Origin of the sequence: Bradyrhizobium sp. BRP19, from assembly GCF_020194195.1 — a bacterium.
Classification (GTDB): domain Bacteria; phylum Pseudomonadota; class Alphaproteobacteria; order Rhizobiales; family Xanthobacteraceae; genus Bradyrhizobium; species Bradyrhizobium yuanmingense.
The window spans coordinates 1-13,427 of record NZ_JADYVZ010000016.1; the positions used below are offsets into that span (position 1 = coordinate 1).

The 13,427-nt window shown below is 59.9% G+C and carries 10 protein-coding genes and 1 pseudogene; 1 reads left to right on the top strand and 10 read right to left on the bottom strand.

The genetic code is table 11. The features are described from left to right. Positions 1-105 precede the first annotated feature (105 nt). The 10 genes and pseudogenes from I6F36_RS31300 to I6F36_RS31345 all read right to left on the bottom strand — a co-directional run bounded on the left by I6F36_RS31300 (position 106) and on the right by I6F36_RS31345 (position 11,944). Positions 106-2,034 carry an AAA family ATPase gene (locus I6F36_RS31300; RefSeq protein ID WP_225172855.1) on the bottom strand — a complete coding sequence of 643 codons (1,929 nt, stop codon included), beginning with the start codon at positions 2,032-2,034 and terminating at the stop codon, positions 106-108. A 2-nt stretch (positions 2,035-2,036) separates the two neighbouring features. Beyond that, positions 2,037-3,269: an exonuclease SbcCD subunit D gene (locus I6F36_RS31305; protein WP_225143645.1), complete on the bottom strand. Its 1,233-nt coding sequence runs from the start codon at positions 3,267-3,269 to the stop codon at positions 2,037-2,039. Positions 3,270-3,274: 5 nt separating this feature from the next. Beyond that, positions 3,275-5,401 carry an ATP-binding protein gene (locus tag I6F36_RS31310; RefSeq protein ID WP_225143647.1) on the bottom strand — a complete coding sequence of 709 codons (2,127 nt, stop codon included), beginning with the start codon at positions 5,399-5,401 and terminating at the stop codon, positions 3,275-3,277. Positions 5,402-5,408: 7 nt separating this feature from the next. Beyond that, positions 5,409-6,713, bottom strand: coding sequence for an SIR2 family protein (locus I6F36_RS31315; protein ID WP_225143649.1), 1,305 nt, complete (start codon positions 6,711-6,713; stop codon positions 5,409-5,411). Between the two features lie 74 nt (positions 6,714-6,787). Further along, positions 6,788-7,708 (bottom strand): nucleotidyl transferase AbiEii/AbiGii toxin family protein, encoded by a 921-nt coding sequence (locus I6F36_RS31320; RefSeq protein WP_225143651.1) that lies wholly within the window; start codon positions 7,706-7,708, stop codon positions 6,788-6,790. Next, positions 7,698-8,318: a type IV toxin-antitoxin system AbiEi family antitoxin domain-containing protein gene (locus tag I6F36_RS31325; RefSeq protein WP_225143653.1), complete on the bottom strand. Its 621-nt coding sequence runs from the start codon at positions 8,316-8,318 to the stop codon at positions 7,698-7,700. Before I6F36_RS31325 ends, I6F36_RS31320 begins: the two co-directional genes overlap by 11 nt. A 210-nt stretch (positions 8,319-8,528) precedes the next feature. Further along, on the bottom strand, positions 8,529-9,248 hold the full coding sequence (locus I6F36_RS31330) for a DCL family protein (protein ID WP_225143655.1): 720 nt from the start codon (positions 9,246-9,248) through the stop codon (positions 8,529-8,531). Next, the gene (locus I6F36_RS31335; protein WP_225172864.1) at positions 9,249-11,372 is read right to left on the bottom strand and encodes a chromosome segregation protein SMC; all 2,124 of its coding nucleotides are present in this window, start codon (positions 11,370-11,372) and stop codon (positions 9,249-9,251) included. Positions 11,373-11,616: 244 nt separating this feature from the next. Next, positions 11,617-11,724, bottom strand: a pseudogene (locus tag I6F36_RS39580) (hypothetical protein); the annotation flags it as partial. After that, positions 11,717-11,944: a hypothetical protein gene (locus I6F36_RS31345; protein ID WP_225143658.1), complete on the bottom strand. Its 228-nt coding sequence runs from the start codon at positions 11,942-11,944 to the stop codon at positions 11,717-11,719. The gene I6F36_RS31345 and the pseudogene I6F36_RS39580, both read right to left, overlap by 8 nt. A 247-nt stretch (positions 11,945-12,191) precedes the next feature. Between I6F36_RS31345 and I6F36_RS31350 the strand changes: the two genes are divergently transcribed. Further along, positions 12,192-13,385 carry a DUF932 domain-containing protein gene (locus I6F36_RS31350; RefSeq protein WP_225143660.1) on the top strand — a complete coding sequence of 398 codons (1,194 nt, stop codon included), beginning with the start codon at positions 12,192-12,194 and terminating at the stop codon, positions 13,383-13,385. The last annotated feature ends 42 nt before the right edge of the window (positions 13,386-13,427 follow it).

A 13,427-nucleotide genomic window follows, 5' to 3' on the forward strand; every position in this document is an offset into this window, starting at 1 on the left:
GCTTGATATCTCGCAACGCCGAAGCCCACAGCGTCAGCGTATCTTCAACTGACGCGCCACCAATCATCAGATCCCGAATCATGGTCGCCCATGGATTCAGAACCTTCAGGAAGATGCAACTGTAATGCTAGCAGCTATTTCGTTCAGCGCGCTTGGATGCGCAAGATGGGGATGGTCGGTGCTGCCGCACACCGGGCAGGCCAAATTTGGAGCCAGCAGGCTGCGCAGATGAATGGCCTCAGATGAGACCGCCTCGTCGGCGAGCTCTGCGATCGGAACAATTTCCGTACGCGCGGTCCGATCGCGGAGCTGGTCCGCTTCAGCTTCAACGATCTGCCCTTTTGCTGTACTTACCGCCTGCGCCGCCAGCGTGTGTTCCGATGCTCGTCGTGCTAGATCTGCCGATGCCCGAGTATACTGGTCGGAGACGGTACTAGCCTCGCGCAGAGCCTCGAGCGCGCGTTGCAGGTCGATGTCTCGTTCGTGGAGCGTCGCCTCATCGATGCCGGCGAGACTGGCTCTACGATCACCGATTTCACGACTTAAGCCATCCTTTCGCTCGCGATCCTGGGTGAGCTTCTCCAGCAGCGCAGTTATTTCATTTTGCGACAGCGTAGCTGTTTCTTCCGTTGCAGCGGCCGCCTGCCTGGCTGCAGCGTGCTCCTGTTGGAGCGCTCCTCGCTTCGCTAACAAGTCCATCGCATCGCCAAGACGATCAGCAAGAAGAACGCGATCCGATCGGCTGTTTAATTGCGCCGCAGTGGTGCGGTACGATTCTGATGTTCGACCGAGAGTCTCATCAATCGTTGCCAGCGCATCGGCCTTCTCGCGCAGTGTCGCTTCCGCCTGCTGTGATTTTTCCAGCGTATCAATAAACTCAGTCCGAGCTGCCGCCAGCTCAGTGTCGAGCCTTTCGGCTTCGCTCCAAAGGGGACCAAAATTCTTGAGGACCTGTTCTGCCGCTGCGTTGGCGGTTATCGCGTCCGCCAGTTGCGTTGTAGAGTCCGAGTGTAGTTTCTGCGCTTCCTCGCGTGCAACAAGCAAACCGTCGAGGCGGGTTTGGGCCTCCGCTGCCGTCCGCCGTGCATTTTGCAAGTCGCCTGCTAGGGAACGAAGCGGCTCGACAAGATCGAGTTCGGCAAGAGATTGATACTCATCAGCGGCTGCCTCGCGCGCCGCGTGCGCTGCGACCGCTTGAGCCTCAGCCCGTGCGAGGTCGCTGCGGGCGGCGGCGACGCGCTTGAAATGATCTAACCGCCCGCTGTGTTGATCGCGCTCCGCGCCTTTCTGTGCAATGGTTGAAGCAAGCTGCCTCTGCTCGTCCAGCAGCGCCTGCCTGGCTTCGTCATCAAGAAGCCCGATGTCGTCTCGACGCCGCTCCAATTGCTCGACAATTCTTCGTCGTGCGTCCGTTCCATCGTGAACGTGGACCGAGATCGCTGCGTAGATTTCAGTACCGGTGATCTTCTCCAGCAATTCTGCGCGCTCGCTCTCGGCGGCGAGCAGGAAAGCGTCGAACTCGCCCTGTGCGAGGAGCACCGTTCGCCGGAACTGGTCGAATGTGAGGTCGGTTCTCCTCTCCACCGCCTCACGGACCTGAGTCTTACCAGTCGCCACCGCGCTGCCGTCGTCGAGTCGATACAACGAACGCTGCTCATTCTGCAGCCGCCCATTTGCACGCCCTCGAGCCCGATTGGCCTCCCAGCGGACGCGATAGCGCTCGCCGTCCTGCCCAACGAAATCCACCTCGGCATATCCGCTGCCGGCGTCTCGGCGCAGGATCGCCCGGCCATCATGAATTGAAATCGCCTCCCCACTGGGATCGGGCGCATTCTCCCGTCGACCGACGGAGACTCGTGGATACTCGCCATAGAGCGCGAGGCAGAGCGCGTCGAGGATGGTCGATTTTCCGGCGCCGGTCTCGCCAGTGATGGCAAAGAGGCCGGAACCTGCAAGAGGTTCTGCGGCAAGATCGATCTCGAAAGGAGCACCAAGACTTGCCAGATTCTCGCCGCGGATAACCAAGATCCGCATGGCTATGTCTCCGCCTGTGCGCGGTGGAAGACATCGAGATGCGTGGCATCCGGGGCTACGCCGAAGGTGCGCTCAAATGCGAGCTTGAACAGATCCTCCGGATCTCTTTCCGCAAGGCGGATCATAGGATCGGCGGAAGTCACGTCGTTTGACGCCTCGGGTATTGCCGCGACACGGGTGTCGACGATGCGCGCCGGAAAGCTCTCCGCAATGCGGTCGACCTCCTCTCTGAACCCGGGCGATAACCCTTCTCTGGCAAGCCTGATCTGGACGAATGGCTGTTCATGAAGCGGCAGGTCCGATGAGAGGTTCATTGCCGTCAGATGATCACCAAGTTCGCTCAAGCGCATATCTTCCGCCTCAGGAAGGCGGACGAAGGCAACTGGCCGGTCGATCGGGATATGTTCGGATAGAACCGTTGTTCCGTCGAGGCTCACAAGAGTGACCCCGTGCGCGTAAGGCATCTCCGTCGCCGACAAGGGGATCAGTGAACCAGAATAGCGGACGGTATCACGACCGATGGCCTGAGCCTTATGCAAGTGGCCAAGCGCCACGTAGCTCGCTTCCGCCGGGAACACGTCGTGCGGCACAGCATGCTGGCCACCAACTAGAATTCTGCGCTCCGCGCCTTCCGACTCAATGCCGCCCGCAACATGGAGGTGTCCCGTCAGGACGAACGGTAGACCATCCATAGGTCCCCGTAACGTGTCGACCAATTCGGCATAGAGGCTCCGCACGCCAGCGATGACGGGCGAGCCTACTTCACCATCGAGCCGCGTCAAATTCGGAAGGCAGGCTGCGGTTGGGTAGGAGACTGCAAGCACATGAGCAGCTACCGAACCGCTTGCATCAGCGATGGGAACGAGATGACGGGCCGCCTCGACTCGCCCTTCGCGCCGCCGCACATTGCCCACGACACGGATGTTGAATGTCTCCAACAGAGGCCGCGGCGCTTCCAACCGACCAGCTGCATCATGGTTGCCAGCAGCGATCACCATAGCCATGCGCGGATGCGCGCGGCTGAGCCGCACGAGCGTATTGTAGAAGAGCTGTTGCGCTTCCCCGGAGGGGTTTTGGCTGTCAAACACGTCGCCGGCGATGACGAGGGCATCGACATCCCGCTCCACAACGATCTCTTCGAGCCGCTCGAACACCCTGCGGTGCTCGTGCTCCCGAGAGAACCCGCGTAGAGTTTGACCGATATGCCAATCAGCCGTGTGAAGGATACGGATCATTGTCTTTATTCCGCCGGATCTTGCACCGGAGGAGCGCCCGACCATTCTTCAGAGATTGCGCCCCAACCGACGCCACGCTCCTCGGTCAGCGTCCACACCTTCCAGAAATCCGGGTCCGCCGACTGCGGTCGCTGCGCATCGGGCAATTCATCGACCTCAACTAGCACCGGGATCGGCGCTGCCCAGCCCAAGAGAACCGCCTGGCGGGACGGAAGACTCGGCAGTTCGCGCAGCAGTCCCCCGACGTTGTCTGGGACAAGACGGGCTACGAGGTTCTGGTCGGAATCGTTGACGATTCGATGCAACAGAAATGTGTTGCACTGCGCGAGAACCGTTGGAGAAAGCTCCGACGGTCGCTGCGACGACAGGACTAAGCCCAATCCAAATTTTCGACCTTCGCGAGCGATCCGCTCGAACGCTTCGCGGCAGAGCCGGGATGCTGAAACAATATTTGCGTCATCCCCACCACCCCCGCCGCGCACGAACGTGTGCGCCTCTTCAAGCACTAAAACCGTTGGAAGTGCCTTGCCCTGAGCATGTTGCTTTCGATATCTCTGAGATGCCTCAAAAACCAGTCTCGCGAGGACGGCAATTACGATGTGAGTGGTTTCCGAGGGTACCAGCGACAGATCCACAATCGCAACTTGACCGTTTTCAGCGTTAGACATTCCGAGCAAGCCCGAGAGCCAATTCTCGAGAGTCGGCGGGTTCTCGGGCGCTATCACTTGCGCGAGCTGCCGATCGGCCAGCATTGAGCGTATTCGCAATGTTAGTGTAGCAATAAAGTTCGCGACGTTCGGGTTTGCTGAAGTGTCTGCCGAAAGGGCTTCGACATGGTCGGCAATTTTCCGAACATCAAATGGCGAGGGAGCGTCTTCGCTGATTTCTTCTTCAGCCGCTACCGGTGGCAGAGCCTGCTCGATAAGATCAAATAACGGAAGAAAAGCGCCAAATTCCGCGGCATTTGGCGCGTTGTAATAGAAGCGTTGGTTTTGATTATTCCAAACCGCGTGTGCGTCGAAGAAGGCCTTTGCGGCGGTCGCCAAGGTATCAAGATGTGCGCTTGCCAAATCTGCGGCCGGGATACGCCCATGAAAGTCCCGCATCACTTCCGATAGGTTCTTGTACGCTTGGCAGCAGCCGAGCAGCCCAACATAATCTGTGTAAGATGCGCCCGTACCATCGGCGATATATGCGAGAATGCGAGACCGATAGAGACGAACTTGCCTTACTATACCAACGTGGATGGGCTCCCGGAGTGTTCGCCCTGCACGCAAATTTCTCAGAGCTTGCATAAGCAGCGGTCGCTGCGCTCCCGGCTGGGCTTGGGTGACTGCGCCCCATTCATGGCTGTTCCACATCCACGCCGGCAGTGTTAGTGGGTTGTGCTGGTCTCCAGGCTTGAAGACACGCACCCTATCGGGCAGATCGGTAAACGCCCGAGCATATTCACCATTGGGATCTAACACGATGAAACGCATGTTCGGCATTTTGGTCGAATCACCAATTGCCTTGCTAGCTGCTTCCATCGACCACCGAATGAGTCCGGCAACCGTGCAGGACTTTCCACTGCCGGTGTTGCCCAAGACGGCGAGGTGGCGCCCAAACAACTTATCTGGGTCCACCATGATCGCCGCATTTGCTGCCATTGGCGACGAGCCAATTCTAACTCTCTTGTCGTCGGCTCGCGCTCCGACAATGGCTTCGATCTGTGCCGACGTCGGTATTAAGACCTGATCCCCGACCGATGGAAATGCGACGACGCCGCGGGTGAGTTCGTATTTGGTCGTTCCCGAGCTGCGTTCGCGCCGGAAGGTGAGGGTTCCGACCGGGGATAGCGACATTTTCCGAAGCGGAAACGGCAGATCGATCAGGCCGAAATCTTTGAGCCCAGCGCGCTTCGGATAGGGAGAGCGCTCGATGCCAATCCAAGTGATGTAGGCAACCGTCGCTCCAGCTTCGTTAGGGATAAGTACGTATCCGTTCAGACGTGGAAACCCGGCCGGTACGCCGGTATTCAATGCCGTGGAGTGCGGAGCATCCAGCTCGAGAAGCGCCCGAACCTCATCAGGCGCGACCGACTCGACCACACCTACCACAAGACCTGACAAACGTTCGATTGGAGTCGTCATGATCGCCTCACGCCACGCCAATTGAGGACGCCGGAGGCGGTACCGCTGGCGGATCGCTGGCTTTCGGATCGCCCGGACGATGCTTCAACAGTTCGGTCATGCGGCCGGATATGTAGTCGAGCGCCGGTTTTGGCAGATAGTTTGCGACTAGTGTTTGAAGGTCAGAGAAATGAGGCCCGATCATCAACGAGACCTGCGCATTGCGCGTCTTTTCTACGAATGCTTTGAGGCGATCGTCGGCCGAATAGGCCATAATCACCAAATGGGTCGACGGGATCGTGAGCATATCGAGCAGCACTCGATTGACATGATCGTCGCCGAACCCATAGCCGTAGGTCACGACAACGACGTTAGGTCGGCAAGCTGCGGCCGCAAAATCGCGAAAGAGCTCCGCATATGGATATTGCGTTGTTTCGACGTCCTTCGCAGGATTGGGGTAGATCATGACCGTATCGACGGGTTCTTTGGGAATGTCGGTATGATCCGCAGGCGCTCCGAATGGGATGCCCTTGCGATAGATTCGCCGTTCGTCCTTATCAAAAAACCAGTCCAGTGAACCATGGAGCTTAGTCAGGCGAATGACGCCCTCCATGAACCGCGGCTCTCCCCGAATGCCGGGTGGATTGTAGTGGACATCAACTTCAACGCGCGATGCTCGGAAGACCGGGTTCAGGGCACCGACGAATCTATCTATGATCCGAAGACCTGCAAAATCGCAACCATGTTCGATCAGGCGGTCGTAGTTTGTTGTGAAGATGTGCAAACGTTCACGAGATGCAGCGCGGCTCGCAAAACTCAGCAGGAATGATTGCAGAGCACCTTGGGCAGCATCTTTCGATGCGGGATCCTTTCCAGCAACAATCCCGCTTTCCGTCTTCAATAATGAAGTGAGAAAGCCAGACATCTGGGCGTCGATGCCCTTCTTGAGGGTTTGTTCTGCTCCCTTGTCGATGACTCCCAGCCCCTCAAGCAGAGCAAGCGCACTTCGAAACTGATCTTCGATGTTTGCCGCACCTCTTTTCATCGCCGTTGCTCCGGCCTGGGCGTGCGCATCGATCGCGGCGTCATATGACGTGCCAAATGTAACCTTGGCCATGCCTGTGGTCCCTACGCCCGCCAGGTAACCAACCGCTGTGGTGAACCCGCTGCCGAGCAGCAGGTTGAGGTGCTCTGCTTGGAAGACAGCAGAGAGCCACGGCTCGATATGCTTTCGAGCACTATTGGTCAGGGTGTCTAGTTCATCTGGGTCAGTGGGCAGATCGTGCCAGGCGCCTGAGTGACTGCCTACGCGATAAAAGTGCTTCTTATCCATACTTCCCCCAACCGCGATCGCGGCTCTTTTCTCCATCAATCGCGCCATGCGGAACGAAGTAAATTATCATCCCGCTATGCCTCATCGATTGCTGCTCCCGGCGACCATGGCCCGCTCGGCGGCCAAATTCGTTCTTCTTTCGATCCGACAACCAGCGGCATCAAGAAGAGGCGGAGATCGGCGACGGTAACGGCAAAAGCATTCGGTGCGGCTGCCATCCGATCGCGCCCGAGGAAGGCGTGCCACTGAGCAGCCCATGCTTCCGCAAATTCATCGGTCAGACCGATCGGGACAACGGATGGGAGGACCGTTCCGCGACGCTCGAAGGTCCGCTGAATTGCCTCGGCAACAGCGGCCCGGCGAAGTTCGAATGTTCGGGAGATTACCCAGAGATCATAGAAGTCCTTGAGCCGACTGTTGGCGACGCCGAGCGTCACGAGCGCTTCGAATTTCTCAGCCACCACTGTTTCGACCGGATATGCGCGAAGGTGCGGCGTTGGGGCGTCCAGCAGGGTGGGATAGTCGATCTCGACGGCCGCGGGTGTAATGGCGTCGCCGAAACCGATGTCGACCTGGATCGGAATTCGCGCCCCGGCGATAGTTGCCGTTGTGCGGACCCGCACGCCACCATATTCCAGCTCCTCACGAATCGGGGTCGCCATCAGCGCTGCGACATCAAACGTCACACCGTCATCGACAACCGGCTGCGCACAAATGGCCCGGAAGGTTTCGGCAATGGCTTCGGAGTCGCGGTCGCCGTGGCCAAGCAGATCCAGATCGCGCGTAGGCCGAAACGGATCGGCTATCCAGGTCACGAAGAGCATCGCACCTTTGAGGATGAAGCGGTCGCGGTGCGTCGACGCGCTTAGCCGGTAGAGCAGACGCTCGAGCGCATATCGCGTCAGGAGGATCTGGAAATCCGATCGCTCGGCACGTGCCCGATCGAGGAGCCGCGCTCGCACTGATGCGCCGATGTTGCGAGGCTCACGCGCCATCGGACACCATTGCTTCGACGTAGGGACTCATGACCGACCAGACCCGCACCTTGCGTGCGTAATGCCAGAGTTGATCCGGCTTGCATCGGCGACGGCGGAGGCCTTCGCGCAGACCCTCCATCGCGACGTCAAGGCCGATCTTGGTCCGGTAGCGAAAGCAATCGACAATTGTCCTCGCCGGATCCGTGATAGGAACGTCGACATTCTCAATGCGGTGACGCTCGACCCCTTCGGTAAGCGCCGATCCGGTGAATCGCACGAACCGGATAGGTGGATAATCGATCTTGGGTCGCCAGGCGGCGCGATCGATCGCCATCCATACAGCCGACGGCATCTGCAGCGTCAGTTCGTGGTATTGGAGGGCCGAGGTAAGGCAGACCACACCCTTTGGAACCAGGACTGCTGCCTCAGCGAGGGTATGGGCAGCCTCGAGGTGGGCGTCGGGGAGTTGATAGAGGCCACGCGCTGGGCGGACGACTGCCTCCTCCCGAACAAGACGGGCAAGCGTCTCCGGGCCGATGCCTTCGGCGACGAAATCCTTCAGCCGGAGCATTCCTCGGGTCTTCAGGAGGTCGAGCGCACGAAGTCGCTGGGCGCTGGTGGACGGCATGGAGTGTGACGTTTCCTCTGATCTGGAAATATATAGCAGAGGTTTTATCACAAGGTGGTTGGCTTGGGAATGCCCGAATCCTCGGCCATCCCCGTCCTTATTCGAAGCTTGACCGAGAGGTGTCGGACGACGACATGGTCGCCGACCTAATATTTTCTTAGTGCCCGATGAGACGGGAACGCGCGGCGAAGCTCTCATGACCGGCAGTCGCTATCCTGTCAGGGTAATCCGGCCATCCTTCAGCCGATGCCGACTGGCTTGTGCCAGATTGACCGTATTCCGCACGAATTCGAGCCGCGCAATCCCAGCGTGGTAGGCTCGAAACGCCTCGCTCAGGGCATTATCCGTCACCTCAGGCGAGACTTGATCATCCTTGCCTGTCGTGAGCGGCACATCGTCGAGTGATAGCCCGCGCCCGCAAAGAAACGTCCTCACGATGACCTCGAAGGTCATCGGTGGACGGTGATCCATATGCGCCTCGTCCCGCGCGATGCGTTCGCCTGTCACGGCGCAAGAAACCAGACCGTCAGAACCGCTGTGGATGGCGAAGAAGTTATCGCGGGCCTTGTAGAGATCGAAGCGCACCGCACGTCGAAAGGCTTGGGCGACCTCCTGCTTATGGCTGGGTGGTCGCTGGGAGATGCAGTGCGGATAGGAGAAATCCGTGCCGCTGCCGTCGGTGCGGATGATCCGGAAGCATTGCGTCCCATGCTCGGTCATCATGACCTGAAAATGGCTGACGCCACAGCCCACCTTGGCAACATATTCGGTGTGGCGTTCGAGAAGAGCGGCAACGTCGAGGCCATCCTCATCGCTCACTCGCTCACCGGGCTGGTAGCGGTTCAGCATGGCCTTGAAGAACGCCGTTGCGTCGCCTTGCTTCTCGAAGCTGCGTGTCGCCAGCTCGACGGGTTTCGAACGCCCCGCCATTCAAGCCGCCCCTGCTGGTGCTGCCGCAAACTCGAACTGCGCCTCGCAGCCATTATGCGCACATACCGGCTTTTTGAGAGTAAAGGGTCGCTGGAATTTCGTTCGACTGCACTTCTTGCAGGCAAACTGGCTGCGGAAAGTCTTAAACTCCTCCCAGCGCGCTTTCTCGTCACCAATCGAACCGTCGCCATAGGGCCCGTCCTGGAAGTGGCTGCCGAAATTTTCGATCTCGCCCTTCACCAAACTGTCGAGGAAGCGATTGTTGACGCCCGGCACCAGCGCTGGCACCAGCTTGGCATCCTTAAGCAGGCCGGCGAGCGCAGAGGCCAATTCGCTGCGTTCGTAGGAATAGGCCCTCTCCAGCGGTCGGATGCGGACGCTGACCCCGAAATCCCGACAGATGCCGAGAAGCCACTCCTCCTCCGCCTGGCGCATCTCGTTGGCCGCCGACTGGCCCGCTGCCCAACGCGCCTCGATCATCTCATCGCTGACCTTGTGATCAGCGAAACGCGGCCCGTAGGCCGGATCGAGGCCAATGATCCGGGTGAAGTGCCACGCTTTCGCCTCGAGCTGATCCTTCAAATAATTGAAGAACCGCTCGTCGTGCGTGGTGATCAGGATCTGGCAGTCTCCGAACATGGTGGCGATGAGTCCGGCAATGGTGCGCCTATGATCCGCATCGTAGGAGGTAACGATGTCGTCGAGCGCGATGATGGGCGCGCCTGCATTAAATTGCTTGATTGCCGCCATGCGCAACGCCAGCGCCACCGAATGGATCTGGGAGTCGCTCAAATAGCCACCCGGCTGCACGCCCGTGCGGTTCTTGGCGAAATCGATCAGCAGGTTGAGCCGCTGTTGGTTCGTGTCATCTTCCGCCGGCAGCTCCAACCGGATTGACGCGGCGCTCGCGCCCTGGATCCGCTTGTAGATGTCGTTCATCGGCCTCTGAAGCTTGTCGAGCAGAGCTTGCACCTTCTTGCGGATCTCGGCCGAGATTATCGTCGCCTGCGCCGTCAACGCGTCAGAGAGTTTCCCCAGCTGAGTTCGCGTCCGCAGGGCGAGGTCCCGCTCGCTCTGTAGCTCCAGCAGCCGATCGATCTTCGTCTTGGCTTTGATATAGGTGTGGTCGCCTTGCTTCGACTCGATGTCGACGATGGCCTGATCGAGCATAGCGAGCAGCTTGGCGATCGAGGTAACGATATCGGCCGAGGCCGGCACGGCAGCCTGAGGCCAGCCGGCGATGCCAGTTTGATATGCGATGAGATTGGCTTTCAGTTTCGCTTCATCGTCGCCAAGGAGGCCAATAAGCCCCGGTAACGCCGCCACCAATTGGGTATGAGCTTTGGTCGCCGCGGTCTTGGCTGTGTCGAGCACCTTCTTGGCGGCGGCATAATCGGCCAGCTCTTCCAGATGCTTGGCGATATGTCCTCGGATGGCCCCGGCACTGCCCGCCGCCGTGTCGGCTACGGGCGTTTCACAGACTGGGCATACAGCAGGCGCCGGTACACCTTCGGCGAAAAGCGGCTCTGCGGCTTTCCACAAAGCCTGAAACATGGTGCTCGCCGCCTTGCCGCGCTCCTCCGCTTCCTCCGCGACGGCGGCCGACAGCGCCCCCAAGGCCGCATCAAAGGTCGGAATCGCGCCGCTGACGACGGTCTTGCCGCTCTCCGCGTCCGTTACCTCCGACCACAAAGCGGCCGCCGCATTGCTGATCTGACGCAGGCCTGCAAGCCCTATCTTGTTCTCTTCGGCCTTGGCTCGCACTTTCAGCTCGATATAGGCCGGATCACCAGCCGTCAGCGCCACCAGCACTAGCGCCGCGTCGAGCGGGGCCAGGACCGACGTGTTGGCGTAAGCGAGGATCTCCACCGAATCCCAAGCTTTCACCACCTGGGCCGTCTCCCGAGCAAGCTGGGTGTCTGCACGCTGTAGTGCCGTGCCGTCCTCTGAGGCAGCCTTCACCTGCGTGCGCAGCGCGCGAATATTCTTCTGCACCTCGACCAGCGGGCCAAGCTGCAGCCAATTGGCGACATCCGTGTAGCGCTGTTCGGGCGTATGGATTTCGACGAACGTGCGCAGCGCATGCCCGCGGATGATCGGCGGCACCGCGAAGCAGGCGTTCAAAGTCGCACGGTATCGGTCGCTTCGCCCCCGCCGCCGCTCGGCTACCGTTGGTGGCATCCTTGCCCGAAACGACGCCAATCGTGACCGCCGGAGCGATCTTCGCTTCCTCCGACAGATTGTGCGCCATTGCGACGGGGCCGGCCTGGTTGTTGATAGTGCGCTGCCCGAGCCTTTCGAGTGTGCCATCCTTGGAGAACATGAATTCCAGCGCATCGATGACACTGGACTTGCCGCTGCCATTCGGCGCGAAGATCGCTAGGCAACGCTTCTTGCTGAAATCGAATGTCTTTGGTTGGAGATACGCGCGGAATCCAGAAAGTCCCAGGGACTGGAGGAAGTAAGGGTCAGCCATTGGCCACCTCCGGTTTTGGAGGATTGGCACGTTCGCCTGCGAGTTTCAGGATGGCATCCTTGGCCTGAGCGACGGCGTTCTGAGCGGGCGCCGCCTTCAGGATGTACGTCTTCAGGATCTCCGCTAGGCCGGCATCGACACCTTCTCTTTGCTTCAGGCTTTCTCCCAATGTCGTAAGAAATGCCTCCGGCGAATCCGCCGGCTCTGCTTCACCTTCCACGCATGTAGCCCCCAGTTGTTTGCTTCTGACAATACACCGCGACTAACCAAAGGTGAATGACGCTTCCCTTGAAACTACGTGCCTTTATGGGGAAAGCTTTCCCCTGCGGCCGAGCCGAGGTCTCGGCCGACCCCTTCTGCGGGGAGACCCCGCAACGCCCCCGCAGAGTGAGAGTTTGGAAGGGATTTCCGTGACGGGTTGAGTGCCGAGAGAGAGGCTCACGGCGCCCGTCATGGAGTCTAACCCCATGAACATGAAGGTTCTCGATGCCCGCCGTGACATGAGCGGCGGATACAAGGTGGATGTCAGCCGCGGCGACCGGATCGGCCGCGTTTCCTCCGAGTGGTTTTCGCGTCCGGCCGACGAGCGTTACCTCTCGCTCTCCGAACTGGCGGACTCGGTACGCGGTCGGTCGGAGCGCAGCCGGACGCGCGTGGTGGAAACCGCGCTCATCCATGTCGAGGCGAGCCGGACCGACCCGGAGCGGTTGTCTCTTATCTTGCCCGGCTCTGACACGCCGATTGCACCGACCCACTGGAGTTTCGGCCAACTCGCCAGCCTGGTCGGAGCGCCAGCGGCCTACCTCCGGCAGCTTCCGGCACCGCTGGCCGGCATCAATCTGCAGTACGGGCTGACCTCCCATTCCGCCGAGCAGGTGAAGACGCTCGAGATCGAAGACGGTCGCGTTGAGCTTCGCGCCGTTACGGGCCCCGAATACGGGCGAATCTTTGACGACGAACTTGTGGCGGCCGTTCAGCGCATCGCGGGCAACGGCACAGGCGACACGCGCTGGAAGGTGCCGGGTGTCCTCAACTGGACAACCGGCGTCTATAACCCGCGCGTCGACATCACCCAGGACACAACGACCCTCTACGCTTCCGATCGAGACGTTTTCCTCTTCCTGGTCGACGACCTCAACCCAATCGAGGCCGGGCGGCTTCCCGACGGTTCGCCCGATCTCTACTTCCGTGGATTCTACTGCTGGAATTCCGAGGTGGGCGCGAAGACGCTCGGCATGGCGAGCTTCTATCTCCGCGCCGTCTGCCAGAACCGCAATTTATGGGGCGTGGAAGATTTCGAGGAGATCACCATCCGCCACTCCAAATACGCGGCCTCACGCTTTGCCCAGGAGGCAGCGCCGGCGCTGGCCAGCTTTGCCAATTCCTCACCGATGCCCTTCATCAACGGCATCAAGGCGGCCCGGGAGAAGGTCGTCGCCCGCACCGACGACGACCGCAGCGAGTTCCTGCGCAAGCGCGGGTTCTCTAAGGCCGAGACAGCGAGGATCATCGAACGGGTGTTGTCTGAGGAAGGGCGCAAGCCCGAAAGCGTGTTCGATTTCGTGCAGGGCATCACAGCGGTTGCGCGCGGCAAGACCCATCAGGACGCACGACTCGATCTCGAGACGCGCGCGAAGAAGTTGCTCGATCGCGCAGGCTGATACCCGGAAAGCCGGAGATACGGAACGGCGTGTCTGGCAGCT